Origin of the sequence: Flavobacterium sp. (assembly GCF_027484205.1) — a bacterium.
Lineage (GTDB): Bacteria > Bacteroidota > Bacteroidia > Flavobacteriales > Flavobacteriaceae > Flavobacterium.
This window is the reverse complement of the sequence record NZ_JAIXUB010000024.1, coordinates 12,606-38,115: the sequence shown is the minus strand read 5'-3', so window position 1 is coordinate 38,115 and position 25,510 is coordinate 12,606. Positions and strand designations below refer to the sequence as shown.

The window sequence follows — 25,510 nt, the reverse complement described above, 5'->3', positions numbered from 1 at the left end:
TAAACTTGATTTTATCTTAAATGTACGAAAAAACATTTCCCAATAAACGCTTTAAGCACACATTAGAATTTTTACAAAAGCACGTTGCTACTTCAGAAACCATCTTTGATTTAGGTGTTCCGAATCCATTTTCTAAAATTATGGAAGAGAATGGTTATACCGTAAAAAACACCAAAGGTGAAGATTTAGACAACGACCAAACGGCTTTACAAAACGAAAATTATACTGTTTTTACAGCTTTTGAAATATTTGAACATTTATTGAATCCGTATACTGTTTTACAAAATGTAAAATGTGATAAATTGTTGATTTCAATTCCACTACGTTTATGGTTTTCGCCTGCTTACCGTAGTAAAACGGATATGTGGGACAGACATTATCACGAATTTGAAGATTGGCAATTGGATTGGCTTCTTGAAAAAACAGGTTGGAAAATCACTGCTCGCAAAAAATTTACACATCCAGTTAAAAAACTTGGTTTCAGACCATTGTTAAGGTATTTTACTCCCAGATATTATATTGTTTTTGCAGAGAGAAAATAGTTTTCAGTCACAGTTTTCAGTTTTCAGTCTATGAAATATTACATCGTCATTCCATCGCACAACGAAGAATCTTTGATTTCTTTGACACTTCAATCTTTGGTTGAGCAAAGTGTCTTACCAACTAAAATTGTAGTGGTGAATGATAATTCTACGGATAAAACAGAAGATGTAGTCAATTCATTTGTTTCAAAATATTCTTTTATTTCTCTAGTAAATAAAACTTCGGATGCTATTCATTTACCAGGAAGTAAAGTTATTCAAGCGTTTCAAAAAGGTTTAGAAACTTTGGATGAAAACTATGATTTTATTGTAAAAGCTGATGCCGATTTGATTTTTCCAAACAATTATTTTGAAACCATAATCAAACATTTCGAATCAGATGAGCGAATTGGAATGGCTGGTGGATTTTGTTATATCGAAAAAAATGGCGAATGGGTTTTAGAAAATCTAACGGATAAAGATCATATTCGCGGAGCTTTAAAAGCATATCGAAAAGAAACTTTCAAGCAAATTGGCGGATTAAAACCAGAAATGGGTTGGGATACCGTTGATGAATTACTATGTAAATTCTACAATTGGAAAGTCGTTACTGATAAAAGTTTACATGTAAAACACTTAAAACCAACTGGAGCCAACTACAACAAAACGGCTCGTTATAAACAAGGCGAAGCGTTCTATTCTTTAGGTTATGGATTTTTGATAACTGCTATTGCTTCCTTGAAATTAGCAATGATGAAGAAAAAACCATTACTTTTTTTAGATTATATAAAAGGTTTTTGGAAAGCAAAATCTTCAAAAAAACCACTTTTGGTTACAGAAGAGCAAGCAAAATTTATCCGCAATTACCGTCTTCAAAAGATGAAAGAGAAACTATTTTAAGTTAAAATCTTATAATTGATAACTCAAAACTGCTTTACCAATTCAAAAAATAAAAGGGTTTATTTTTTCTCGGGTCATAACTTCTCACTATTTTTGACCATATTTTAAAACTATGATGTTAATTCGTTATTTAACGCAAATTGGTAGGTATTTCTTGATGTTAAAAGAAATCTTCAATAAACCTACAAAGTGGTCGGTGATGCGAGGACTAATTTTCAAAGAAATTGATGACTTAATCATTGATTCTCTTGGAATTGTTGCGTTTATTTCTTTTTTCGTTGGAGGAGTTGTTTCCATACAAACAGCATTGAATTTAACTAATCCTTTAATTCCGAAAGAGCTTATTGGTTTTGCAACCAGACAATCTATTATATTAGAATTTGCACCTACTTTCATTTCCATTATTATGGCGGGAAAAATGGGTTCGTTTATCACATCAAGTATTGGAACAATGCGTGTTACTGAACAAATTGATGCATTAGAAGTTATGGGTGTAAACTCTTTGAACTATTTAGTTTTTCCAAAAATAATTGCACTTCTACTCTATCCATTCGTAATTGGAATAGCGATGTTTTTAGGAATTCTTGGTGGATGGATGGCAGGAGTTTATGGCGGATTTACTGCTAGTAGTGAATTCATAACTGGTTTACAAACCGATTTTATACCATTTCATATTACTTACGCATTTATAAAAACTACGGTTTTTGCTCTGATTTTAGCTACAATTCCTTCATTTCATGGTTATTATATGAAAGGTGGCGCACTTGAAGTGGGTAAAGCGAGTACAGTAGCATTTGTTTGGACTTCTGTAGTTATTATTTTGGTAAATTATATATTAACACAATTACTTTTGACAAAATGATAGAAGTTAAAAATGTTGAAAAATCGTTTGGCGATTCAAAAGTATTAAAAGGTGTTTCCACTGTTTTTGAAACAGGAAAAACTAACTTAATCATTGGTCAAAGTGGTTCGGGTAAAACGGTTTTACTTAAATCATTATTAGGAATTTTTACACCTGAAATTGGAACAATTTCTTTTGATGGAAGAATTTATTCTGAACTTTCCGCAGATGAAAAACGTGCATTACGAACAGAAATTGGAATGGTTTTTCAAGGAAGTGCATTATTTGACAGTATGACCGTTGAGGAAAATATTGGTTTTCCTTTGAAAATGTTTACCACTAAATCTCCTGAAGAAATAAGAGAACGTGTAAATACAGTAATTGACCGTGTTAATTTAATCAATGCCAATCAAAAAAAACCATCAGAAATTTCAGGAGGAATGCAAAAGCGAGTTGCAATAGCAAGAGCAATTGTAAACAATCCAAAATATCTTTTTTGTGATGAACCAAATTCTGGATTAGATCCAAAAACTGCTATTGTAATCGATAATTTGATTCATGAAATTACAGTAGAATACAATATTACAACGGTTATAAATACACACGACATGAATTCTGTAATGGAAATTGGAGAAAAAATTATCTTTTTAAAAAATGGTATTTTAGCATGGGAAGGAACTAAAAAAGACATTTTTAAAACAGATAATGAAGCTATTGTAGATTTTGTTTATTCTTCAAATTTGTTCAAAAAAATTAGAAAGGCCCAAAATAAAGAAGAATAAATTAATCTTTAGATAAATAAACCCAACCCGTTTTTGGTTCTCCATTAGCAAAAGACACAAGATAATAGTAAGTTCCTGAAGGCAAAAGGTTTCCATTTTTATCTTGTCCTTTCCATTGATTGACGTAATTATCTTGCTCAAAAACAGTCATTCCATATCGGTTAAAAATTTTCACTTTTTGAACACCATCAAAACCTGATAAATCAAATTCATCATTATCACCATCAGTATTAGGAGAAATTCCTTTTGGTATTTTGCACAAAGTGGTTTTAACTTCAATCGTTTCAGTTGCAGAACATCCTAACGCATTAGTAACTGTTAAAGTATAAATTCCTTTTTCTTTACCTGTTATATTTATTGGATTTTCAGAACTTGAAAAACCATCTGCATTAGTCCAATTATAGACTGAAGTTAACGCATCAAAAGAATTATTAAGGGTTGTAGCCGATAAAGTTGCGATATTTTCAATACAATCAAAATCTAAAGAAAATTGTGGCAAGGTTGAAATTAAAACCTCAACAGATGAAACTGTAGATTCGCAATTTGCAGTAAGCGCTTTCACAAAATAAGTTCCATTATACAGTGTTGAAACGTTATTAATTATTGGGTTTTGAACATTTGAGGCAAAACCATTTGGTCCAACCCATTCATAAGTGACACCAGGAATTGTTGTAGCATAAAGCTGTAAATTTGATCCGTCACAAATGACTGCATCAACAGTAGGAATTGGCGATTGCGGAATTTCATTAATTGTTATATTCACAAAAGATTCATCAAAAGCATCACACAAACCATCAACTCTGTATTTAAACTGATAATTTCCAGGTACAACAGCACTCGAATTCCATATATTATTTACTAAAGTTCCAGAGCCTGTAATTTCACTCCATGTTCCTGTATTGTCAAAAGTTCCAGATAAAACAGAAAACAAATCGATAGAACCTTGATTACCACAATAGGAAATTGTTCCATCAATTCCTGCATTTGGTGTGCTTGTATTATTTGGAATTACATAATCTAAAACTGTGTCAACACATGATGATGAATTGTTTGTATTAGTAATTCTAACATGATATGTCCCAAAATCAGTCGCAGCATTAAATGGTGAAAAAGTTAAACTATTTGATGTACTTAAAATTGTAGTCGTTGCAGTTCCTTTCCACCATTCATAAGTTAAAAAAGAAAATAATGGAACCGAAAGCGAACCAACCTGACCATTACAAAAAGGAGTTGCTTCCACTACAAAAGGTACTAATGTAGTTACGTCAAAAACACTGTTTACAATATTCCCACAAACATCTTGCACTTGGAAATTATAAATAGCTGATTCAAGATTCGTAAATGAATTATTACTACCATTGTTTACTACAAAAGGAACTCCATTTTTAGTAGTTATACTATATTGCAATGGAGGAAGTCCTGTGGCTTCAACAACTACCTCGTTATTATTTGCAGAACATAAAAAAGCATAAACATTAGTAATTTTAGGTCCGCCAGTAAATTCAAACTCATTTATTACTGAAATACAACTGATATAAGTAGTGTTTACAAGTGTTCTATACATTTTTACAACTCTAAATTGTCCTGTATAAGCTAAATTAATATTATTGATATTGTTTGTTAAAAGTCTTGCATTTATTGAAGTTAAATCTGTTCCATCAACATAAACAGAACCCGTTCCAGGATGTGTCCATTGACCAGTTACAGGATTAAATTTTTGTAGCCAATAGGTTTGAGAAAAAATACCATTACTCAAATGCTGAAGATATAAATTAAAAGAACCACAATTTTCAGTAATGTTTACAGTATTAGTTGTAACCTGATAGCCTTCAACAACTATTGTACTCGTTCTTATTCCGCCACAAGAACTTGTAAATTGAAAAGTATAACTACCTTCTGGAACAGATCCAAAATAGAAAGTCCCAAAAACAATATTTGTAGATAAATTTAATGGCAAAGTTCCTGTAAAAGATGAAGGTGCAGCAATTAAAACTGCAGAAGAAATAGAGTTTGTATCATTGACAACAATTGAACCAAATCCAACTTCGCATCCTGGTCTTTTTATAATACTTAGCGGTGTTGGTAAATAAGGCGAAACTGTTCCGTTGAGTGTAGTTACAATTCCACAGTTATCAGTTACTTGAAAAGTATAAGTTCCTACAGGTAAATTAGAAATAAACAACTGCGAACCATTTGTATTCAACAAAGTAGAAACGTTTTGAGGCAAAGGTTGTGTGTATGTACTTGGCGCATTTGTCATCACAACAGAAACCATAAAGTTTCCTTCAAGTAAAATTGATATTTGACCACAACCATTATTTGATCCTACAATTGTTGGTGTTGGATTTTGTGAGGTTACTGTAACATTTTTTGTTAATGTTCTACCACAACTATCGGTTACTTGAATTGTGTAATTACCTAGAGGAAAACTGTTTCCGATTCCACCATAAATTACAGAAGTACTTGAAAATGGTCCAGGATGAACAGAATTAAATGTTGCAGGATTAAATCCAGCTGGAAAAGTTAGGAAGTTAATAGTATATGGAGCTATAAAAAATTCAGGAGTTATTAGTAAAGAAATATCTGTACAATTTAACTTATCAATATTTGTAGTAAAATCGAATTTTCTATTAATTATATTGTTATTTCTATTATAAACATTTCCGCAGGCATCAATAACTTGTAAATTGTAGTAATAAGATTGATTGTTAAAAAAAGGAATTTCCAGTGAAGCTATCGAACCTGAGTTTATAGTTTGCGAATACGAAATTGGACTTCCAGTTGGTGGATAAACGACATAGTTAAAAGTTAATGGAAATGCAATAACAGAACCCGAAAGAACTCCAAAATAATTAGTTACTGAAATTGTATTACATGTAAGTAAAAAATTATTTTGAATAACAACAGGATCAATAATCAAAGAAACAGATTCTTGCAACAATGTATAAGTTTGAACAACCGCTTCTCCACAAGAATCAAAAACTCTAATTTGATAAATACCGGCAGGTAAACCATTAAAAACATTAGAACTTTGCTGAGAAGTTGTAACTGGTCCAGATAAAATCTGATAGGAAACTGGGCTACCAGCAGAAACATTTACTTGAATTAGACCATCATTTCCACATTTGACTTTAATACCTGACAACGTATAACTTAGAGGTAAAACAGCGTTATTAATTGTTACGTCTTGTTGCTTTGAAGCTGAACTTCCACCAAGAGATTGCGTTGCTACAACTCTATAATTTCCAGAATTTAAACCTGTTAAACTAGTTGCTGTTACCGTTGCTAAAGGAGTTGTTAAATTAGGTAATAAATAAACCGCAAAATCCATTGTTGATCCTGAAACCGTTCCTGAAACATTAAAATTTAATGCTCCATTTCCAGTACAAGTTTCATGTGTTGGCACCACATTTAGTGTAAATGATGATAATTGCCCAAATGAAAACTGAACAAAAAATAATATGAAAAAATTTAAAAAAAGAGATTTATTATTTTTTGAACATTTCATAATGTGAGGTTTTATAAAGTAAGATGATTTTTTTTGCAAATGGTTGCGTTTATAAAATAAAAATCTTACAATTTATTTGCTAAACCAGTTATTCGCTTTATATCTTGTTCTTTAGATTTTGGATAAATCATTAAAACACCTTCCTTATCTACAATAATATAATCATGCAAACCATCAATAACTATAATCTTATCCGCATCAGAACGAATGATATTATTGGATGCATTTTCTAAAATAACTTTAGCATTGATTACTCCATTATTATTTTCATCTTTTTCAATTTTTTCATGCAATTGTCCCCAAGTTCCTAAATCGTTCCAATCGAAAGTAGCTGGCAAAACATATACATTTGTGGCATTCTCCATTATGGCATAATCAATGGAGACATTTTCTGAAGATGCATAGTTTTTTAAAATAAAATCTTTTTCAGATGTTGTATTATAACTTTCTATGCCTTGTCTAAACAAACTATTCATTTGAGGTTGAAATTTTTCAAAAGCTGAAGTTATTGATTTAGCACTCCAAATAAAGATTCCGCCATTCCAAAGGAAATTTCCTGCTTCAAGAAACGATTTAGCCGTTTCATAATCGGGTTTTTCTCTAAACTGATTTACTTTTTTTATTGGATTTTCATCAGATTTAGCTACGCTCAGTTCGGCTTCGCCTCGAGTTTCAAATTCAATATAACCAAAACCAGTATTTGGGAATGTTGGTTGAATTCCTAAAGTCATTAAAGCATCTTCATTTTCACAAAAATCAAAACATTGTTTTAAATTCTTTGCAAACTCATCTTCATCTTCAATCCAGTGATCGCTTGGTGCGACAACCATTAAGGCATCGGGATTCAACTTTTGAATTTTTAAAGAAGCATACAAAATACATGGTGCGGTGTTTCGCATGGCTGGTTCTAACAAAACTTGCTCTTGTTTAACCATTGGCAATTGTTCTAAAACCAAATCATTGTATAATTCATTCGTCAAAATAAAAATATTTTCTGCAGGAATTAATTTTGACAAACGACTGAAGGTTTTCTGAATCAAAGTATGTCCAGAACCCAACATGTCGTGAAATTGTTTAGGAAATTCTGTGGTAGAAACTGGCCAAAATCGTGAACCAACACCACCAGCCATCAATATTGCGTAATAATTACTGTTCATATTTATTTAGAAGTACGAATCGACTTCAATTTTTTAATTAGAGATACAAATATATTTATAATTAATAGGAGTTGAAGAAATAATAAGATTAAAAAACTTATTATAATGGAAATATTAATCCAAATAAATTCATCGTAAAGTTCAAACTCTGATTGATTAAAAACTCTTGAATAAGGAAAAATAATAATTAAAAGAAAAAAAATTGAACCAAAAACGTGAAGCTTTGAAAGAATTTCTATTAAACTAACTTTACCAAAATCAAAAAATAAATAAATTATAAAAAAGCAAATTAACAATACTGAAACAAACCAATATAAATGATTACTTGCAATTACAAAATATGTATCATGAATGTTATAGTCATAAATGTATTCATTTTCAAACAAACTCAATAGCAACAAAATCAATGATGCAATCAACAACAAATAATAAGTTTTAAATTTCATCATTTTATCCGGGAATTATCTCAACCTCAGCGTTGGCGTTAAACAAAAAAGTTCTTCCTGTGTTTACTTCTATACATTCATATCGTTTTACTCGAAGTCCTTTTTTTTGAAAAATTCTTCCGTTTTTTATTCTGAACAAACTGCCACTTGGTACTTCATGAATGTAATGAACATCGGGTTTTCTTTCGTCAAATTGTTTCAAAGCAAAAGCTAATTTAGCATCGGTATCACTACTAGCAGTTGGATTTCTAAAATGATTAGCAACTAAAGGTAAAACCGAATGTGGAAAAATTTCAGGTCGAATAAACGGAACCATTAATCTTTGAAATGTCATCTTCCACTCTACTCCATGAGGTAAAATTTTTCTTCCGTATTTTTCAAAAGCTACTAAATGAGCAATTTCATGGACTAAGGTGATTAAAAATCGGTATTTATTCAAATTAGCATTTACTGTAATTTCATGTTTGCCAGAAAGTCCTTTTCGATAATCACCATGGCGTGTTTGTCGCTCATTAACGATTTTTAAGTGTACAGAATTCGTTTTGATTAATTCAAAACACAATTCAACTGCATGTTCTGGAAGGTATTTTGATAGGACTTCGCTCATTGTTACAAATTTATTTATTTTTGTTAGAAATGCCATACATTTATGAGATGATTGATGCAATTAAAAAATATTATGACAATTTAGCTCCAACATACGATAGCAATCGATTTGAAAATTCGTATGGAAAATATATTGACCAACAAGAACGTATTTTTTTAAGGGCAATTCTGGAGAAAAACTCATTCAAAAAAAAATTAGATTTAGGTTGTGGAACAGGAAGATTCTTAGAATTTGCAAATCACGGAGTAGATATCAGTCCGAAAATGATTGAAATTGCACAATCTAAATTTCCAGACGTAGTAATTAAAGAGGGTTCTGTTTCTAATATTCCTTATCCCGAAAATTATTTTGATTTGATTTATTCTCTTCATGTAATCATGCATTTAGACATTAAAATAACAGAAGAATTTTTAGTTGAATCACACAAAAAACTAAATTTAAACGGCAAACTAATTTTTGATTTTCCATCTAAAAAAAGACGAAAATTGATTAACTATAAATCAACAAATTGGCATGCAGCTAATGATTTTTCTTTAGCAGAAATTCAAAAAATGACGGAAAACAATTGGAAATTGAAAAACTACAAAGGAATCCTTTTCTTTCCGATTCATAGATTTCCAACTTGGATAAGACCCTTTTTTGGTAAGATTGACAATTTTCTTTGCAATTCATTTTTAAAAGAATATGCTTCTTATATAATCGTTGAATTAGAAAAAAAATGTATTTAAAATCTATAATTCCGAATCATTTAAAGCTGAAATTTCGTTTGATAAAACGTTTTTTATCTGATATCAATGTTGATTTTGCTAAAGCTAATAACGAAAAAACATCTCTTTTAAATTCGATTTCTACCATTCAAGAAATTAAACAAGGAGCATTTTATGAAAATAAAGTTCACAACTTAAAAATTGCTTCACGCAAAGTAGAAACAATAATTATCAATCCGAATGAAATTTTTTCTTTTTGGAAAGTTATTGGTACACCATCAGAAAAAAATGGATTTAAAACTGGAAGAAATATTATAAAAGGTAAAGTTTCAGAAGAAATTGGTGGAGGATTATGTCAGCTTTCAAGTATCATTTATTTTACCAGTTTGAAAGGAAATTTAGAAATAGTAGAACGTTACAATCATTCGGTAGATATTTATAGAGAAAATGAACGTTTTACACCAATAGGTTCAGATGCCACTGTGGTATATGGATACAAAGATTTGAGAATCAAAAACAACTATAACTTTCCTATCCAATTTTTACTTTCATTTGAAGAAAACAAAATCATTTGCAAACTAAAAAGTGAGGAAAAAATTGAAGAATCCTCTATAGATTTCTCAAGAAATTATAAAGAAAATCATATTGAAGTTGTTACAACAATTAATTCAAAACAACATTGCGTTTCAACTTACAAAGTTATGGAGTTGAACTAGAAACTTGTAACACTTTACCGTTATAAAATTTATTTCCTGTCAAAGCAAAATTGAAAATATAATCAGCCATTTCTTTTGGTGAAATTGGTGCTTCATAACCCGGAAATGCTTCTTGCAACATTTCGGTATTGACTGCTCCAAGTGCCAAAACATTAAAAGCAATTCCTTGTTCTTTAAATTCTTCAGCCAATAATTCTGATAGAGTAATTACTGCGCCTTTACTTGAAGAATAAGCCGCCAATCCGGGGAATTTCATACTTCCTTGAATTCCACCCATTGAACTTATGGAAACCACATGACTTCCTTTTTGCATATATGGTAAGCAAGTCTTGATTAAATTAGCAACGCCAAAAACATTTACTTTGTAAACTCTTTCAAAATCGGATTGCGTTAATTGTGAAAACGGTTTATTGACTAAACATCCTGCATTATTGATTAAAACATCTACTTTTTTCCAAGTAGAAGAAATAAATTTATCAACTTCCTGCATATCATCTTCTACAGCAATATCAATAGAAAGACAAGTGATATTTTGATTGTCAATTAATTCTTGAGGTGTTTTCCTTGAAATGGCTAAGACTTGATGGCCTTCATTTGCAAATTGTAATGCCAATTCGTAACCAATGCCTCGTGAAGTTCCTGTAATAATAATATTTTTACTCACAATTTAAAATTGTTTTTTGGTGTTCGTGACTCGAGCTTGAAAAGCGAACAGATGAAATAATCTTCGATTTCATTTGTTTCTTTACTTGATGGTAAAGATAAAAAAACTATTTAGAATACTTTTTATAAAACTTAAATCCTTGTACCAATCCCAAAATTATAAATACTAATGGAATGATTACTTTCATTAAATATTTTGCTAAAAAATCGGTTTGATTGGTTACATAATCTAAAGATAAAATTAAAACCAACATTCCCGAAAAGGTTCCGAAAATAGTTCCGAAAACGTAGAAATAGTTGAGTGATTTGGACACTTTAATATAATTTCCATTTAGAAGGTACAAATTCCAACTTGTCCAAAACGGAATTTGAATAAAGTTCAAACAACTCAGAATTATTCCAACAACAAATGGAGAATAATCGACATATTTTTCTAAAACTGTTTGTGAAGAAGCCTCTTTTGAAGCACTCGAATAAAAGATATAAGCCAGAAGAAACATAAAAACAATGGAGAAACCTTCAATAAATTTTATTAATTTTTTATTTTCAATTAACTTATTTGCAAACAATAATGTGAAATAAATTACGAAAAACTCAATTGAAATCACTCCCAATAAATAGAAAACAGTTTCGTTTAATCCGAAACTTTTATAAACTTCATAACCAACAATATTAAGATAACCAAGCGGAATTGAGCCAATAAAACTGACTAAAAATCCGACGAATATATTTTTTAGAATTTGCATTAAAAATTCACAATCTTATTACTTTGTTCTAAATGTAATTTATATTGACGCATTCCCTCTTTATGCTCCAAGTAAGGAAATCCTCTTTCATGATTTTGAACACTTATTTTATACATATAAGTAATGTGTCTCGCTAATTCTTTCCATGCAAAAAAGAGCGAATGTTTTGGATCGTAAATATGTGTTGGTTCACTTCCTGCGCCATTTATTTCGACAATAGCAAAGTTTTTTCCTTGTTCTAAATCGGTCCAAGAATCATACATAATGTCTAATCTTCCAAAATAAAATTCAGAAATTTCTTGACACATTGCATCGATAGTTTCATTTAATTTATCTGTTATTAAATTACTTGCATCAATAAATTTTGCACCACGAGCATGATTACCATAAGGCACAAGATTTATTTTTTTGCCTTTTTCTAAAACTTCATTAAATTGAGCACCAAATTCTTTCTTAATATTTTCAATTTGTAATTCATATCTCGGATTTGCTCTAATCAATTGCTCCATTGTTGCATTTCCATCGCCTTCAATAATCACATATTCTTTAGCTACAATTCCGGTTACTTTCCCTTTCTTCTTATTAGGAAAACGAACATAGAAAATTCCAACTTCATTTTGATATGGAATTAAATCTTGAATTAAATAGTCAAAATTTGCATTAGAATTATAAACTTTCAATTCTTCCAAATCATGAATTTTTTTCACTGCCGAACCGCGTAAACCAATATCAGGTTTTGCAATAAATGGAAATTGAATTGAGGATTTTTGAAAAACGGAAACTACTTTTTCAAAATCGTTATTTTCTTGAATAAGTTCGGTTTTTGGGTAATATTGCTGCGGAATCAAATCATAAATTTCTTTTTTGCTTTCAGCCATAAATCCGCCATTTTTTATCTTCGGATTACTTGCGTTAAAAAAGAAAATCGATCGAGCTTTTAAGGCATAAAAAGCCCACAAAAAATAAATAGGAATATAGACGATTTGAAATGGCCAATATTCCCAACGAAAAAGTTTATGAAAAAAAAGTTTCAACTTATTGTATTGTAATTGAATTAGTAAATTCCTCCTGATTTTGTAAATCGTGGTACGAAAGTACAATTTTATTTTCTTGAATAATAGTTTGTGTAATACTCAACGTTTTCATTTCGTTATTTCTATTGATAATCAATCCGTTTTCTTGATCATCTTCTTTTGCATATCTATGAAAATGAAATAGTTTTTCAGCAGAAACATCATTCGAAATAATAAAATTTTGAAATATTTCAGCTCTATGATCGCGAATTTCTTTGGGATATAAAGTTGATGAAGACCAAATATGAGGTTGGTTTACATCTAAATCTAAAGTAGTTTTTTTAACTTCATTCCAACGCAGTTGATACAATTTTTTGTCCTGAAATAACACAATTGTAAAAGGTTCAATATCTGTCAAATCGATTGAATTCCATGCTTCAATTGGTGAGTTTGAACTTATCAAATCAAGAACTATTAATCCGCGACTTTTTCTGTAAGAAGGTTTAAGTTGGTGTTTTTCATCAGCACCATTCAGCAACACTAAAACAGCTCCGTTTTCAGCAACTGCATACCATGTTCCACCAGCTTTTTGATCTTTTGGAAAATAGATATTTTTATTATTTACTGTATATTTTTGAGGTTCAATGGCACTTGGACGAGCTACTTTTTCATCACGATTGTGTGTTAAAATTGCTTTTCCGTTAGAAAAAACAAAACTTACTGTGCACATTGATTTCTATATTCAATTGTAGAGCGAGCCACACCAAAATTTTCATCAATAGTAATGGCATCATTTTGCAAAACAGCTACTTTTATCAAGGCTTGATGATGAATGCAATGTTCTAAATTATAAAGCATTTCACGATTATAATTACTTTCAATTTCTAAAGTTTCCCCATCAATAACTTGGTGCAAAATCAAATTTTTATTTGGTTTTTCAAGATTACCTTTTATTGCTTCAATAGCAGCTTTTGCAGTTTCTGTGCAGGTTTGAATAGCATAATCTCTTTTTCTACTATCATAATTTACTACGCCACTTTCATATTGATTTTCTAAACATTGAAAAAGTTCAATAATATGACGTGTATGCTCACCAATTGTGGCATTACTCAAACCATGACATTGACAAGTATAATCATCAGTAGTCAACTGAGATAGTAAATCTGATAATTCAGTTAGTGTTTTTTGAATAGATGGAATTAGCATAGGAGCAAATTATTTTCTTGAGATTTACGATGTTATTACAAAAATAGTTTTTAACATTAATCAAATTCTAAATTTCAACAAACTTGAAATTTTATCTTTTTGATTGTATATTAATACTAAGCAACAAAGAAACGTAATTATTGCCAAAATAAAAAGTGTTCCTCCATCGTTTTTTACTTCTATTCCTAAAATAAATAAATGTGAAAAAATTGCACCTGCCATTGTTCCTAATCCTAATAATGCACCAATTAACGTTGTTCTGGGAATTAAGATTAAAATTGAAGCAATAAGTTCGACAATTCCTGAGCCAATTCGCCCCAAAGGTTCAACACCTAAAGTTGTGAAAATATAAACTGATTCTTCTGCTCCAGTAAACTTGAAATATAATGTTTGGACAAGGATTGCAACTGCTACAAGTTTAACAATCCAAATAAAAGTTGTGTCTTTCATTTTGAATTAATTAAAGATTTTTTTCCAGTTACTATCTGCTTTTTTCTTCAAATTGGTTTCATCTTTGTTCCAACTTTTTAGCGTGTTATTGAAATAGGCATTATAAAAAAGATATAATTTTCCTTCAATAATTTTGAACGTTTCGGGATTGACTTCGACTTTTTCATTATTCTGTCCCATTGCATAGGCGCACCAACCGCCATATTGTGGTTCATAACTTGCTGGTTTTTTCAAAAACAAATCCTTGTTTGCTTGCGATGAAAAATTATAGGTTACACCTTCATAAGTTGAAGTAAATGTTGATTTTCCTTTAACGGCTTTTTTCTGAGTAAAATAAGCAACTGGATCATAACCTTGAATGGCTACTTTATTTTCTAAATTGAATTCTTTTACTCTTTTGGCTGAGTTTTGAGCGAATGTTGTTATTGATAACAATAAGACAACTAAAATAATTGATGTTTTTTTCATTTTTAAAGATTTTAAATTTCTGAAGCAAAAATACATTGCCATAAAAAATCTATTTGTCGGCTAGTTTACATTTGAGTGAAAAAAACTTAAAGTTTATTTATATCGTCTATTATAATTTCTTTTCTATTGTAGTAAATAAGGTTTTTTTCTTCCAGTTCATTTAGTAATAAAGTAGCTGTTTGTCTTGAAGTACAAATGATTTGGGCAATATCATTTTGAGTTAAATAATTTTCAATTATATATTTATTGCCTTCTTGCTTACCTTCTTTTTCTGCCCAATCTTTCAAAAAAGAAGCCAGTCGCGTTTTTGCATCTTTAGTAACTAAGTTAGAATAATTATTCTTAAACCGTTTCATTTTCAATCCTACAAATTTTGTATAAGACAGAGCCAATGAAGGATTCCGAACTAATAAATCTTCAAAATCTGACAATAAAAAACTACAAATTGAAACCTCATCGGTCAAAGCTTTTGCATATTCGTTTACATCAGAATCTTGCTCTAGTGAAAGTTCTCCAAATAAATCTCCTTTCTGAAGAATCTCTTTTATAGTTTCATTTCCTTCATCATCAATTGAAACAATTTTTATATTTCCTTTTTTGAGAAGAAAAATTCTAGGAACGTCTGTAGAAGAAAAATAAATAATATCTCCTTTTTTTGCTTTTTTAAAACCTGTAATGATACACAATTGCTTTATTTGTGACATATTCAATGTCCAAAACAGCTTGTGATCTCGCAAATACCAGTATTTTAATTCCTCATACATAATGTAAAAATATGAAAAAACCCTTTAAGAATAATACTTAAAGGGTTTAAAAATATGGTAAATTGATAATTAAACTAATCCTCTAGAAATTACAATACGTTGAATTTCAGAAGTACCTTCATAAATTTGAGTAATCTTAGAATCACGCATCATTCTTTCAACATGATATTCAGCAACATAACCGTTTCCACCGTGAATTTGAACAGCTTCATTAGCAACTTCTAAAGCAATTTCAGAAGCGTATAATTTTGCCATTGCTCCAGAATGTGCAATATCTTTTCCTTCATCTTTTTCGCATGCTGCTTTCATTACTAATAATTTAGCTGCTGTAACTTTCACATACATATCAGCCAATTTAAACGCAATAGCTTGGTGATTAAAAATTTCTTTTCCGAATGCTTTTCTTTCTTTCGAATATTTTAAAGCAATTTCATAAGCTCCAGTTGCAATTCCTAATGCTTGCGATGCAATTCCGATTCTTCCTCCGTTTAAAACATTCATTGCAAAAGCAAATCCGAAACCGTCTGCACCGATTCTATTTTCTTTTGGTACTTTCACATCATTAAATAATAACGAATGTGTATCACTTCCGCGAATTCCCATTTTTTTCTCTTTCGGACCAATATCAAAACCTTCCCAACCTTTTTCTACAATAAAAGCGTTGATTCCTTTATGACCTTTTTCAACGTCAGTTTGGGCAATTACTAAATAAGTTGAAGCAGTCGAACCATTTGTAATCCAGTTTTTTGTACCGTTTAGCAAATAATAATCACCTTTATCAATAGCTGTAGTTTTTTGAGAAGTTGCATCACTTCCTGCTTCAGGTTCTGACAAACAAAAAGCACCGATAACTTCACCTTTTGCAAGTGGAACCAAATATTTCATTTTTTGCTCTTCCGAACAATATTTTTCCATTCCGGCACAAACTAATGAATTGTTTACCGACATAATTACTGCTGCAGAAGCATCTACTTTTGCAATTTCGGTCATTGCCAAAACGTACGAAACGCTATCTAAACCGGCACCACCATATTTAGGATCAACCATCATTCCCATAAAACCTAGCTCAGCCATCATTTTGACTTGCTCAGTTGGAAATTTAGAATGTTCGTCTCTTTCAATTACTCCAGGTAATAGTTCGGCTTGAGCAAAATCTCTCGCAGCTTGCTGAATCATCAAATGCTCTTCGGTAAGATTAAAATCCATATTTTTGTATTAGTTTATTTAGTAAATCGATAATTTTAGTGTCCAAAAATAGCACATTTTCATCAATTTCTAAAACGTTTTCGTAATTTTAGCCAATGTTTAAAGAAACTTACAAAATTATAGGAGTAATGTCAGGCACTTCGCTTGACGGAATCGATTTAGCATATATCAATTTTACCATAAAAGACAACAAATGGAGTTACCAAATTTTGGAATCTGAAACCATTTCATATTCTCAAGATTGGTTAAACAAATTGAAGGTTGCTGTAAGTTTTTCAGAAGAAAAATTGATTGAATTAAATGAAGAGTATACCGAACTTATAGGAACTATCATTAAATCATTTATTGACAAACATCAATTAAAAAATATCGATGCCGTTTGTTCTCACGGACACACTATTTTACACCAACCTCAAAATGGTTTTACACTTCAAATAGGAAATCTTCCAAAAATTGCTAAAATAATTCAGGAAAAAGTTGTTTGTGATTTTCGTGTGCAAGACGTTCAGCTTGGTGGTCAAGGTGCACCATTGGTGCCGATTGGCGATAGAATTTTATTTTCAGAATATGATTATTGTTTAAATCTTGGTGGATTTTCAAATATCTCATTTGAAGAAAATTCAAAACGAATTGCTTTTGATATTTCGCCAGTAAATACGGTTCTAAATTTTTATGCCAATAAATTAGGATTTGACTATGATGACAAAGGAAAAATTGCTCGTTCGGGAAAAGTAAATCATGATTTATTAAATGAATTAAATGCTTTAGATTATTACAAAAAATCGTTTCCAAAATCGCTCGGATTTGAATTTGTTAAAGAAATTGTGTTACCATTAATTGAAAGATACACGATTTCAATTGAAGATAAAATGCACACGTTTACAGAACACATTGCTTTGCAAACTTCAATTGCTTTACCAAACAAAACCGGAAAAATCCTAATAACTGGTGGCGGAGCATACAATGATTTTTTAATTGAACGTATGCAATTTCACTTACCAAATATCCAAATCATAATTCCTGATAACAAGACACTGGAATTTAAAGAAGCGTTAATTTTTGCACTTTTAGGCGTTTTAAAATTACGAAATGAAATCAATGTCTTGAGCAGTGTCACTGGTGCGAAGATGGATCATAGTAGTGGAATTATTTACTAAATAGTATCATTTTTTAAAAATCTAACAATTTTAAAAAAACTATATTTGCAACACAAACAAATTAACTAACTAAAAGCAACATCTGAAACAAATTCAGATTAAATACAATGAAAGATTTACTTAAAAAATTTGAAAACAAACAACCCGAAATAGTATTCAACTGGAAAGATAGCGAAACCGAAGCCGAAGGTTGGACCGTAATAAACTCACTTCGTGGTGGCGCAGCTGGTGGTGGAACTCGTATGAGAAAAGGATTAGACATGAACGAAGTTTTATCATTGGCAAAAACAATGGAAGTGAAATTTTCGGTTTCTGGTCCAGCAATTGGTGGTGCAAAATCGGGAATTAATTTTGACCCTAACGATCCTCGTAAAAAAGGTGTTTTACAACGTTGGTACAAAGCAGTTTCTCCTCTATTAAAAAGTTATTACGGAACTGGTGGCGATTTGAATGTTGACGAAATTCACGAAGTAATTCCCTACACAGAAGAATGTGGTGTTTGGCATCCGCAAGAAGGTGTTTTTAACGGACATTTCAAACCAACAGAAGCTGATAAAATCAATAGAATTGGGCAATTGCGTCAAGGCGTTATCAAAGTAATTGAAAACCCGAAATTCTCACCCGACGTTTTAAGAAAATATACTGTTGCAGATATGATTACAGGTTATGGCGTGGCTGAAGCAGTTCGTCATTATTACAACACTTATGGTGGAGATTTTAAAGATAAAAAGGCAATCGTTCAAGGGTTTGGAAATGTAGGTTCGGCTACGGCATTTTATCTTGCAGAAATGGGTGTGAAAGTTATAGGAATTATCGATCGCGATGGCGGAATTATAAACGAAAATGGATTTTCATTTGAAGAAATCAGACGATTATTCTTGAATAAAGATGGAAATAAATTAGTTGCCGAAAACATGATTCCGTTTGAAGAAATCAATCAAAAAATATGGACGATTGGCGCAGACATTTTTGCTCCATGTGCAGCTTCAAGATTAGTTACTAAAGACCAATTGGATAATTTAATTAGCTCAGGATTAGAAGTGATTTCTTGTGGTGCAAATGTTCCGTTTGCCGATAAGGAAATTTTCTTTGGACCTATTATGGAAGAAACTGACAGCAAAGTGAGTTTGATTCCTGATTTTATTTCCAACTGTGGAATGGCAAGAGTTTTTGCTTACTTCATGGAGAAAAAAGTTCAAATGACTGACGAAGCTGTTTTTTATGACATCTCTGAAATTATCAAAAAAGCAATCGAAAAAACACACAATTTAAATAATTCAAAAGTAAATATTAGCGCAACAGCATTTGAAATTGCTTTAAAACAATTGGTATAAAATGAAACCAAAAGGATTATTCCAATCATTTTTTGAAAGTGAAAAAGCTGGTGGATTGGTTTTAATAATCTGTACGGTTATTTCGCTGGTCTTGGCTAATTCTTCCATCTCAGAAGATTATATCTCCATGTGGCATTACCAAATTGGTAGTCATAGTGCCGAGCATTGGATAAATGATGGTTTAATGACTATTTTCTTTTTATTAATTGGATTAGAATTAGAACGAGAAGTTTATAAAGGTGAATTATCCAAAATAAAAGATGCTATTTTACCTATTTCAGGTGCTTTAGGTGGAATGTTGATTCCGGCCTTAATTTATTTTGCTTTCAATATTGGAACATCTACAGAACATGGGATTGGAATTCCTATGGCTACAGATATTGCTTTTGCCATTGGAATTTTATCCTTATTAGGAGATAGAGTTCCAGTTTCTCTGAAGGTTTTTCTTACCGCACTTGCTGTTATCGACGATTTAGGTGCTATAATTTTAATCGCACTTTTTTATACCAAAACGATTTATTTTACCAATCTAATTATTTCTCTTTCTATTTTTGGAGTGCTTCTGATAATGAATCTATTGAAAGTAACTAACTTGATTTTATATCTTGTTGGAGGAATTTTTATGTGGTATTTCATGTTGAATTCTGGAGTTCATGCTACCATTACCGGAGTTTTATTAGCCTTCGCTTTACCTTTTGGAAATGGAAGTTCAAAAACTATTTCGTCTCAATTACAACATTGGTTGCATCATCCTGTTGCTTTTATCATTATTCCAATATTTGCCTTGAGCAATACAGCCATTGTAATTAGTAAGGATTGGATTCACAATTTTTCTGAATCGTATTCATTAGGCATTATTTTTGGATTAGTTCTTGGAAAACCAATTGGAATTTTTCTTTTTACTTATTTATCAGTAAAACTAAAATTTACCCATTTACCCGAAGACTTGAGTTGGAAGAAAATTATTGGAGTCGGGTTTCTTGGCGGAATAGGATTTACAATGTCTATTTTTGTTACGCTTTTAGCTTTTGAAGACCATCAAATAATTACAAATTCGAAGTTTATGATATTGATTGGTTCTTTAATTTCTGGCTTAATTGGTTTTATTTGGCTAAAGAAAAGTTTATCAAATGTTAATTCCTTACAATAAGAATAACAATTTTTAGTATATTTCGACGTTAAAACATATAAAACAGTACTAATGAGTTTAGATTCTACACCTGCTGACAAAAGAAAATCGCTAATAATTGCGACACTTATCTATGCTGTATTGCTATTGATTATGTTTTTCATACGTTTTTGGCCTCCATCAGATGCTGAATTGTTAACAATGGCTGGTGGCGGTGGTGGCGGTGGCGTCACTGTTAACTTTGGAGATACTGACTTTGGTTCTGGTGCAGACTATCAAAGTAAAGAGTTAGATGTTAAAGAAATTTCAAAAAACAATGAAGTACAACCAACTCCTGATGAGGATATCATTTCTGAGGATTCGGATGCCGATAAAACGGATGCGGTAATTCCGAAAACAAAACCTGTAAAAAACCCAAAACCAATTGTAAAACCTGAAATTAAGAAACCTGTTGAAGTAAAAAAACCTGTTAAAAAAGTTGATGATGCTTTAGCTAATATCTTAAAAGGAAATAAAAAAGGTGGTGATGGAAATAGTGGTACGTCAGGAAATCAAGGACGTTCTAATGGCGACATCAACTCTAGCGGTTACTCAGGAACTGGTGGTTCTGGAGGAGGAAGTGGTGGAGGAAACGGAAGTGGCAATGGCACAGGAACTGGACCAGGAAGCGGTTCTGGAAGTGGTGGCGGAAACGGAAGTGGTAATGGTTTAGGGAATGGTTCTGGATATGCTTTAAATGGTAGAAAAGCATTAGAAAAACCAGATCCATCAAATAATTGTAATGAAGCTGGTAAAATTGTAGTGGAAGTAACGGTTGATAAGAATGGAAAAGTAATTAGTGCAGAAAGAAAAAGAGGTGTATCGGGAGCAAGTGTAAGTAGCTGTTTAATGGCTGAGGCAAAAAGAGCTGCATTGAATACGAAATGGTCTCCAAGTCCTACAGGTGCAGAAAAACAAGTAGGAACTATAACTTATAATTTTAGCTATGAATAATATTGTTTAACAAACAATCAATACAATTTCAATCTAGCCCTGATTGTAGAGAAAATCTCGTCTTTTTGGGACGAGATTGTAACGAAAGCAGGAAAATGGATTACTGATAAATCCCGAACCATTCGCTCCTCATTTTGACTGTGCTAATATGACTTACTTAGAATTATTAGTTGCTATAACAAACTTCAATTTGTTCTTTACGCCTATTTGTAATACATCTACCAAATCTTGCACTTGAAGATTGAATGGAATTCTAACTACAACTGTTTGGTCTTTAGCATCGCCCATTTGAGCTAACAAAGAAGCTTCAAGTTGATCGAAAGCTACTTCTTGCTTATCAAGATAAAAACGTTTGTCTTCGGTTACTGATAAACTTATAAGTTGCTTGTTTGTCTTTTCGCTTGTTTTTGATTTTGGCAACGTCATTTTTATCACATTAGGATTTGCTAATGTGGAAATGATTAAGAAAAACAATAACAAGAAAAACATGATGTCGCTCAAAGATGATGTAGCGACTTCTGCATGAAATCGTTTATTTCGTTTTACCATTTGGACGTTGAATTATGTTAACAAAATCTAATACTTGTTTTTGAATTGCAAGTGTGAAACTATCAATTCTACCATTATATAAGTGGTAAGCTGAATAAGCAATAATACCGACAACTAATCCTGCTCCTGAACTAATCATTTTTTCATACAAACCTCCAGAAATGTTTCCGATGCTGATATCTTCCGTTTGAGAAATACTATAGAAAATTTTAATAACTCCAGAAATGGTTCCAATAAATCCAAATGTTGGTGCAATACCTGCTATAAGTCCTAATTGACCAAGTTTCTTTTCCATTTCGCCAACTTCAATATTAGCAGCACGTTCCATATTTGATTCAATCTCAGAAATTGGTCTTCCAATTGTTAGAATTCCTTCTCTAAGTACGTAACCTGATGCCGTATTACTTCTATCGGCAACAGAAACTGCCATATCAATATTTCCAGCATTCAAATTATCGCGAATATCACGAATTAAATTTGGATCAATCACGGCACGTTTATGAATATATAAATAACGTTCAATAATTATATAAAAAGTATAAAAAAGCAAAAGAGCGATTGGAATAAGAAAAAAACCTCCTTTTAAAATAAATCCTAAAACGGAAATTTCTGTAGTTTTTACGGTGCCTTCAATTACTGCTCCTGTAGCTTGAGCGATGGTATCATTTTGGACTTGAAGAAAAAAATTAATCATATAAATTAGATTTTTGATTTAGTTGTTAAAAATAATCTCAAATTTGCACTAAAGATAAATTCTAATACAATATTAAACTACAAAATTGGGAAAATATTTTGTTTTAAGATTATTTTATTAAAAAGAAATGAACTATCAAGAAACTATAGACTGGATGTTTAGCCAACTACCTATGTATCAAACGCAAGGTGCTTCTGCTTATAAAAAAGATTTAACTAATACTCTATTGCTTTCTAAGCATCTTAATCATCCTGAAAAAGATTTAAAATGTATTCATGTAGCAGGAACAAATGGAAAAGGTTCGACTTCGCACTTAATAGCATCAGTGTTACAAGAAGCAGGCTATAAAGTTGGGCTTTACACATCTCCACATCTTAAAGATTATAGAGAGCGAATTAAAATTAATGGTGAAGAAATATCAGAAGAATTTGTATGTGAATTTATAAATTCCAATAAAAGCTTTTTCGAAGATAATCAATTAAGTTTCTTCGAAATGACGGTTGGATTAGCCTTTGAATATTTTAGAAAAGAGAAAACCGATATTAATATAATTGAAGTTGGTATGGGTGGAAGATTAGATTCAACCAATATCATAAAACCATTAGTTTCTGTAATCACAAACATTGGATTTGATCACACACAATTTCTAGGAAATACACTAGAAGCAATTGCATCAGAAAAAGCAGGAATAATTAAAAAAGAGATACCTGTTGTAGTAGGAGAATATACAAAAGAGACAAAAACTGTATTTTTGAATAAAGCAAAAGAAACAAATACAGAAATTTTTTTCGCATCAGATTTAATTGAAGAAGTATATCCATCAGAATTATTGGGTGACTACCAAATCCATAATAAAAAAACCGTTATTCAAACTATTAAAGTTATACAAAGTCAAAAACAATTTAATGTAACAGAATTACACATTACAAATGGATTACAAAAAGTAATTAGAAATACTGGGTTAAAAGGAAGATGGCAACAGTTAAAACAAAGCCCGAAAGTAATTTGCGATACAGCTCATAATTCGCATGGTCTAAAAATAGTTCTAAATCAAATCAAAAATGAAAAATTTGAACAACTACATATTGTATTAGGAGTAGTAAACGACAAAGATTTGAATGAAATTTTGCCTTTATTTCCTAAAAACGCGAAATATTATTTCTGCAAACCAAATATTCCTAGAGGATTAAATGCTGAAATTTTACAAAAAAAAGGACTGAATTTTCAATTAGAAGGAAAAGTATATAATTCTGTTTCAAATGCTTATCAAGATGCTTTGAAATCATCCATGGAAAAAGACTTTATTTACATAGGCGGAAGTACGTTTGTAGTAGCAGAAGTTTTATAAAAAATGTTTGCAGAATTAAAAATAAGCTTTATATTTGCACCCTGATTAAGAGAAATCATAATCATGATAAAAGGGCGATTAGCTCAGCTGGTTCAGAGCACCTCGTTTACACCGAGGGGGTCGGGGGTTCGAACCCCTCATCGCCCACCACTTTTATCAATTTTACTGATAATACAACAGCATTATCGGGCGATTAGCTCAGCTGGTTCAGAGCACCTCGTTTACACCGAGGGGGTCGGGGGTTCGAACCCCTCATCGCCCACAAAAAAACTCCTTAGATAATCTAAGGAGTTTTTTTTATAATAATTCTAAAGTTCTTTCTAATGCCATTCCTCTAGAACCCTTTATTAATAAAATTGAATTTTCAAATTTTATAACTTTAAAATCGTTTGAAAAATCTTCAAAATTTTTATAAAAATTAAAATTAGATTTCACAATCTTATTCCTAAAAAAATAGTCCCCAACAAAAAATATTGTTATACTATTTTGAGAAATTAACATCTTAACAATATTTTCATGCTCTATCATACTCTCATCACCAAGCTCAAACATATCACCAATTATAATAACTTTATTATCCTTGTGAAGTTGGATGAAGTTTTCTAAAGCAACTTTCATACTACTTGGATTTGCATTATAAGCATCTAATATAATTTCATTTGAACCTTTTTTAATTAATTGCGAACGATTATTTTCTGGAATGTAAGCCTCAATAGCCTCTTTAATGTTCAAATCTGAAACACCAAAATAGTTTCCAATAACGATAGCAGCATTTATATTATTTGCATTATACAAACCTATTAAATGAGAATTAACAATCACATTATTGAACGCAACAGACACAAAAGGATTAGCTTCAAGATTTTTAATAAAAATTGTTGCATTAGCATCTGTATTACTAAATGTTATTTTTTCAATCTCTGTTGACTTTTCAACTTGAATATTATCATCTAAATTAATAAATACTTTTTTATTGTTAAGTCTTAAATAAGAATACATTTCGCTTTTACCTTTTATAACTCCTTCAACTCCGCCAAAACCCTCCAAATGAGCTTTACCAAAATTTGTGATATATCCAAAATCAGGTTGAGCTATTTTACACAAAAACTCAATCTCTTTTTGATGATTTGCTCCCATTTCAACAATACCAATTTCAGTATTTTCATTAAAAGAAAGTATTGTTAAAGGAACTCCAATATGGTTATTTAGATTACCAATAGTTGCCTTAACATTATATTTTTTTGACAACACAACATTTATCAATTCCTTAGTAGTTGTCTTACCATTACTTCCTGTTAATCCAATAATAGGCAACTTTAAAAAATTCCTATGAAATGTAGCTAATTCTTGTAATACAACTAAACTATTCTCAACTAAGATAGTTCTTTCATCAATAAAATAATCTTTATTGTCAATAATTACATAAGAAGCTCCTTTGTTAATTGCTTCTTGAGCAAATGTATTAGCATCAAATCGTTCTCCTTTTATCGCAACAAAAAAAGAATTTTCTTGAATATTTCTTGTATCAATAGAAACAGAATTACACTTGATGAAAAGTTTGTGAATGTCTTGAATTGTCATTTTACTCTAATTATAAAACAATAA

The 25,510-nt window shown here is 30.9% G+C and carries 26 protein-coding genes and 2 tRNA genes; 13 read left to right on the top strand and 15 right to left on the bottom strand.

What is annotated here, in order from left to right; all coding sequences use genetic code 11:
- Positions 1 to 20 precede the first annotated feature (20 nt).
- The 4 genes from Q0049_RS11085 to Q0049_RS11070 all read left to right on the top strand — a co-directional run bounded on the left by Q0049_RS11085 (position 21) and on the right by Q0049_RS11070 (position 3,044).
- On the top strand, positions 21 to 542 hold the full coding sequence (locus Q0049_RS11085; RefSeq protein ID WP_298119689.1) for a methyltransferase: 522 nt from the start codon (positions 21 to 23) through the stop codon (positions 540 to 542).
- 30 nt (positions 543 to 572) lie between these two features.
- Positions 573 to 1,421, top strand: a complete 849-nt coding sequence (locus tag Q0049_RS11080) for a glycosyltransferase family 2 protein (protein ID WP_298119687.1) — start codon at positions 573 to 575, stop codon at positions 1,419 to 1,421.
- A gap of 112 nt (positions 1,422 to 1,533) precedes the next feature.
- Complete coding sequence (locus Q0049_RS11075) at positions 1,534 to 2,283, top strand: ABC transporter permease (protein ID WP_298119686.1); 750 nt, start codon at positions 1,534 to 1,536, stop codon at positions 2,281 to 2,283.
- Positions 2,280 to 3,044 carry an ABC transporter ATP-binding protein gene (locus Q0049_RS11070; protein ID WP_298119684.1) on the top strand — a complete coding sequence of 255 codons (765 nt, stop codon included), beginning with the start codon at positions 2,280 to 2,282 and terminating at the stop codon, positions 3,042 to 3,044. Before Q0049_RS11075 ends, Q0049_RS11070 begins: the two co-directional genes overlap by 4 nt.
- 1 nt (position 3,045) lies before the next feature.
- Here Q0049_RS11070 and Q0049_RS11065 read toward each other — a convergent pair whose 3' ends face one another.
- From Q0049_RS11065 to Q0049_RS11055, 3 genes are all read right to left on the bottom strand, one after another.
- Positions 3,046 to 6,552, bottom strand: coding sequence for a gliding motility-associated C-terminal domain-containing protein (locus Q0049_RS11065; RefSeq protein ID WP_298119683.1), 3,507 nt, complete (start codon positions 6,550 to 6,552; stop codon positions 3,046 to 3,048).
- Between the two features lie 65 nt (positions 6,553 to 6,617).
- Positions 6,618 to 7,709 (bottom strand): mannose-1-phosphate guanylyltransferase, encoded by a 1,092-nt coding sequence (locus Q0049_RS11060; protein ID WP_298119681.1) that lies wholly within the window; start codon positions 7,707 to 7,709, stop codon positions 6,618 to 6,620.
- Positions 7,710 to 8,159: 450 nt separating this feature from the next.
- Complete coding sequence (locus tag Q0049_RS11055) at positions 8,160 to 8,762, bottom strand: SprT-like domain-containing protein (RefSeq protein WP_298119679.1); 603 nt, start codon at positions 8,760 to 8,762, stop codon at positions 8,160 to 8,162.
- Between the two features lie 29 nt (positions 8,763 to 8,791).
- On the opposite strand from Q0049_RS11055, the gene Q0049_RS11050 reads away from it, so the two are divergent.
- Positions 8,792 to 9,490, top strand: coding sequence for a class I SAM-dependent methyltransferase (locus tag Q0049_RS11050; RefSeq protein WP_298119678.1), 699 nt, complete (start codon positions 8,792 to 8,794; stop codon positions 9,488 to 9,490).
- Positions 9,481 to 10,185: a VanW family protein gene (locus tag Q0049_RS11045; protein WP_298119676.1), complete on the top strand. Its 705-nt coding sequence runs from the start codon at positions 9,481 to 9,483 to the stop codon at positions 10,183 to 10,185. The genes Q0049_RS11050 and Q0049_RS11045 overlap by 10 nt, the downstream gene beginning before the upstream one ends.
- Here the strand turns inward: Q0049_RS11045 and Q0049_RS11040 are convergent.
- The 9 genes from Q0049_RS11040 to Q0049_RS11000 form a co-directional block, all read right to left on the bottom strand.
- Positions 10,169 to 10,852, bottom strand: a complete 684-nt coding sequence (locus tag Q0049_RS11040; RefSeq protein ID WP_298120288.1) for an SDR family oxidoreductase — start codon at positions 10,850 to 10,852, stop codon at positions 10,169 to 10,171. The genes Q0049_RS11045 and Q0049_RS11040 overlap by 17 nt on opposite strands.
- 103 nt (positions 10,853 to 10,955) lie before the next feature.
- Positions 10,956 to 11,594: a hypothetical protein gene (locus Q0049_RS11035; protein WP_298119674.1), complete on the bottom strand. Its 639-nt coding sequence runs from the start codon at positions 11,592 to 11,594 to the stop codon at positions 10,956 to 10,958.
- A complete protein-coding gene (locus tag Q0049_RS11030; RefSeq protein ID WP_367178983.1) occupies positions 11,594 to 12,472 on the bottom strand; it encodes a D-alanine--D-alanine ligase in 879 nt (292 codons plus the stop codon). The genes Q0049_RS11035 and Q0049_RS11030 overlap by 1 nt, the downstream gene beginning before the upstream one ends.
- 157 nt (positions 12,473 to 12,629) lie before the next feature.
- The gene (locus Q0049_RS11025) at positions 12,630 to 13,337 is read right to left on the bottom strand and encodes an NRDE family protein (protein WP_298119671.1); all 708 of its coding nucleotides are present in this window, start codon (positions 13,335 to 13,337) and stop codon (positions 12,630 to 12,632) included.
- A complete protein-coding gene (locus Q0049_RS11020) occupies positions 13,325 to 13,813 on the bottom strand; it encodes a DinB family protein (RefSeq protein WP_298119669.1) in 489 nt (162 codons plus the stop codon). The genes Q0049_RS11025 and Q0049_RS11020 overlap by 13 nt, the downstream gene beginning before the upstream one ends.
- Positions 13,814 to 13,873: 60 nt before the next feature.
- Complete coding sequence (locus Q0049_RS11015) at positions 13,874 to 14,263, bottom strand: DoxX family protein (protein WP_298119667.1); 390 nt, start codon at positions 14,261 to 14,263, stop codon at positions 13,874 to 13,876.
- A gap of 6 nt (positions 14,264 to 14,269) precedes the next feature.
- Positions 14,270 to 14,731, bottom strand: a complete 462-nt coding sequence (locus Q0049_RS11010; protein ID WP_298119665.1) for a YHS domain-containing (seleno)protein — start codon at positions 14,729 to 14,731, stop codon at positions 14,270 to 14,272.
- An 86-nt stretch (positions 14,732 to 14,817) separates the two neighbouring features.
- Positions 14,818 to 15,435 carry a Crp/Fnr family transcriptional regulator gene (locus Q0049_RS11005; protein WP_298119663.1) on the bottom strand — a complete coding sequence of 206 codons (618 nt, stop codon included), beginning with the start codon at positions 15,433 to 15,435 and terminating at the stop codon, positions 14,818 to 14,820.
- Between the two features lie 129 nt (positions 15,436 to 15,564).
- The gene (locus Q0049_RS11000; protein WP_298119661.1) at positions 15,565 to 16,701 is read right to left on the bottom strand and encodes an acyl-CoA dehydrogenase family protein; all 1,137 of its coding nucleotides are present in this window, start codon (positions 16,699 to 16,701) and stop codon (positions 15,565 to 15,567) included.
- A gap of 95 nt (positions 16,702 to 16,796) precedes the next feature.
- On the opposite strand from Q0049_RS11000, the gene Q0049_RS10995 reads away from it, so the two are divergent.
- The 4 genes from Q0049_RS10995 to Q0049_RS10980 all read left to right on the top strand — a co-directional run bounded on the left by Q0049_RS10995 (position 16,797) and on the right by Q0049_RS10980 (position 21,314).
- Positions 16,797 to 17,858: an anhydro-N-acetylmuramic acid kinase gene (locus Q0049_RS10995; protein ID WP_298119659.1), complete on the top strand. Its 1,062-nt coding sequence runs from the start codon at positions 16,797 to 16,799 to the stop codon at positions 17,856 to 17,858.
- Positions 17,859 to 17,965: 107 nt separating this feature from the next.
- Positions 17,966 to 19,192, top strand: coding sequence for a Glu/Leu/Phe/Val dehydrogenase dimerization domain-containing protein (locus Q0049_RS10990; protein WP_298119658.1), 1,227 nt, complete (start codon positions 17,966 to 17,968; stop codon positions 19,190 to 19,192).
- A 1-nt stretch (position 19,193) separates the two neighbouring features.
- Complete coding sequence (nhaA, locus tag Q0049_RS10985) at positions 19,194 to 20,342, top strand: Na+/H+ antiporter NhaA (RefSeq protein ID WP_298119655.1); 1,149 nt, start codon at positions 19,194 to 19,196, stop codon at positions 20,340 to 20,342.
- Positions 20,343 to 20,393: 51 nt separating this feature from the next.
- The gene (locus Q0049_RS10980) at positions 20,394 to 21,314 is read left to right on the top strand and encodes an energy transducer TonB (RefSeq protein ID WP_298119653.1); all 921 of its coding nucleotides are present in this window, start codon (positions 20,394 to 20,396) and stop codon (positions 21,312 to 21,314) included.
- Between the two features lie 153 nt (positions 21,315 to 21,467).
- Here Q0049_RS10980 and Q0049_RS10975 read toward each other — a convergent pair whose 3' ends face one another.
- Both Q0049_RS10975 and Q0049_RS10970 read right to left on the bottom strand, forming a co-directional pair.
- Positions 21,468 to 21,863 carry a biopolymer transporter ExbD gene (locus tag Q0049_RS10975; protein ID WP_298119651.1) on the bottom strand — a complete coding sequence of 132 codons (396 nt, stop codon included), beginning with the start codon at positions 21,861 to 21,863 and terminating at the stop codon, positions 21,468 to 21,470.
- On the bottom strand, positions 21,847 to 22,554 hold the full coding sequence (locus tag Q0049_RS10970; protein WP_298120285.1) for a MotA/TolQ/ExbB proton channel family protein: 708 nt from the start codon (positions 22,552 to 22,554) through the stop codon (positions 21,847 to 21,849). The genes Q0049_RS10975 and Q0049_RS10970 overlap by 17 nt, the downstream gene beginning before the upstream one ends.
- Positions 22,555 to 22,684: 130 nt before the next feature.
- On the opposite strand from Q0049_RS10970, the gene Q0049_RS10965 reads away from it, so the two are divergent.
- The 3 genes from Q0049_RS10965 (at position 22,685) to Q0049_RS10955 (ending at position 24,167) form a co-directional block, all read left to right on the top strand.
- The gene (locus tag Q0049_RS10965; protein ID WP_298119649.1) at positions 22,685 to 23,905 is read left to right on the top strand and encodes a folylpolyglutamate synthase/dihydrofolate synthase family protein; all 1,221 of its coding nucleotides are present in this window, start codon (positions 22,685 to 22,687) and stop codon (positions 23,903 to 23,905) included.
- Positions 23,906 to 23,977: 72 nt separating this feature from the next.
- A tRNA-Val gene (locus Q0049_RS10960) sits at positions 23,978 to 24,055 on the top strand.
- Between the two features lie 37 nt (positions 24,056 to 24,092).
- A tRNA-Val gene (locus Q0049_RS10955) sits at positions 24,093 to 24,167 on the top strand.
- Between the two features lie 35 nt (positions 24,168 to 24,202).
- Here the strand turns inward: Q0049_RS10955 and murF are convergent.
- Entirely contained in the window at positions 24,203 to 25,486 is a 1,284-nt protein-coding gene (gene murF, locus Q0049_RS10950) for a UDP-N-acetylmuramoyl-tripeptide--D-alanyl-D-alanine ligase (protein ID WP_298119647.1), read from the bottom strand.
- Positions 25,487 to 25,510: the final 24 nt, after the last annotated feature.

Bases quoted from the DNA above. Each gene is read 5' to 3' on its own strand.
- Q0049_RS11045 (WP_298119676.1), top strand. From the start codon at position 9,481: ATGTATTTAAAATCTATAATTCCGAATCATTTAAAGCTGAAATTTCGT.
- Q0049_RS10990 (WP_298119658.1), top strand. From the start codon at position 17,966: ATGAAAGATTTACTTAAAAAATTTGAAAACAAACAACCCGAAATAGTA.
- Q0049_RS11000 (WP_298119661.1), bottom strand. From the start codon at position 16,701: ATGGATTTTAATCTTACCGAAGAGCATTTGATGATTCAGCAAGCTGCG.
- Q0049_RS11060 (WP_298119681.1), bottom strand. From the start codon at position 7,709: ATGAACAGTAATTATTACGCAATATTGATGGCTGGTGGTGTTGGTTCA.
- Q0049_RS11035 (WP_298119674.1), bottom strand. From the start codon at position 11,594: ATGCAAATTCTAAAAAATATATTCGTCGGATTTTTAGTCAGTTTTATT.
- Q0049_RS11070 (WP_298119684.1), top strand. From the start codon at position 2,280: ATGATAGAAGTTAAAAATGTTGAAAAATCGTTTGGCGATTCAAAAGTA.
- Q0049_RS10965 (WP_298119649.1), top strand. From the start codon at position 22,685: ATGAACTATCAAGAAACTATAGACTGGATGTTTAGCCAACTACCTATG.
- Q0049_RS11015 (WP_298119667.1), bottom strand. From the start codon at position 14,263: ATGAAAGACACAACTTTTATTTGGATTGTTAAACTTGTAGCAGTTGCA.
- Q0049_RS11075 (WP_298119686.1), top strand. From the start codon at position 1,534: ATGATGTTAATTCGTTATTTAACGCAAATTGGTAGGTATTTCTTGATG.
- nhaA (WP_298119655.1), top strand. From the start codon at position 19,194: ATGAAACCAAAAGGATTATTCCAATCATTTTTTGAAAGTGAAAAAGCT.
- Q0049_RS11020 (WP_298119669.1), bottom strand. From the start codon at position 13,813: ATGCTAATTCCATCTATTCAAAAAACACTAACTGAATTATCAGATTTA.
- Q0049_RS11010 (WP_298119665.1), bottom strand. From the start codon at position 14,731: ATGAAAAAAACATCAATTATTTTAGTTGTCTTATTGTTATCAATAACA.
- Q0049_RS11030 (WP_367178983.1), bottom strand. From the start codon at position 12,472: ATGGCTGAAAGCAAAAAAGAAATTTATGATTTGATTCCGCAGCAATAT.
- Q0049_RS10980 (WP_298119653.1), top strand. From the start codon at position 20,394: ATGAGTTTAGATTCTACACCTGCTGACAAAAGAAAATCGCTAATAATT.
- murF (WP_298119647.1), bottom strand. From the start codon at position 25,486: ATGACAATTCAAGACATTCACAAACTTTTCATCAAGTGTAATTCTGTT.
- Q0049_RS11085 (WP_298119689.1), top strand. From the start codon at position 21: ATGTACGAAAAAACATTTCCCAATAAACGCTTTAAGCACACATTAGAA.
- Q0049_RS11055 (WP_298119679.1), bottom strand. From the start codon at position 8,762: ATGAGCGAAGTCCTATCAAAATACCTTCCAGAACATGCAGTTGAATTG.
- Q0049_RS11050 (WP_298119678.1), top strand. From the start codon at position 8,792: ATGCCATACATTTATGAGATGATTGATGCAATTAAAAAATATTATGAC.
- Q0049_RS11080 (WP_298119687.1), top strand. From the start codon at position 573: ATGAAATATTACATCGTCATTCCATCGCACAACGAAGAATCTTTGATT.
- Q0049_RS11065 (WP_298119683.1), bottom strand. From the start codon at position 6,552: ATGAAATGTTCAAAAAATAATAAATCTCTTTTTTTAAATTTTTTCATA.
- Q0049_RS10975 (WP_298119651.1), bottom strand. From the start codon at position 21,863: ATGGTAAAACGAAATAAACGATTTCATGCAGAAGTCGCTACATCATCT.
- Q0049_RS11025 (WP_298119671.1), bottom strand. From the start codon at position 13,337: ATGTGCACAGTAAGTTTTGTTTTTTCTAACGGAAAAGCAATTTTAACA.
- Q0049_RS11005 (WP_298119663.1), bottom strand. From the start codon at position 15,435: ATGTCACAAATAAAGCAATTGTGTATCATTACAGGTTTTAAAAAAGCA.
- Q0049_RS10995 (WP_298119659.1), top strand. From the start codon at position 16,797: ATGTTTAAAGAAACTTACAAAATTATAGGAGTAATGTCAGGCACTTCG.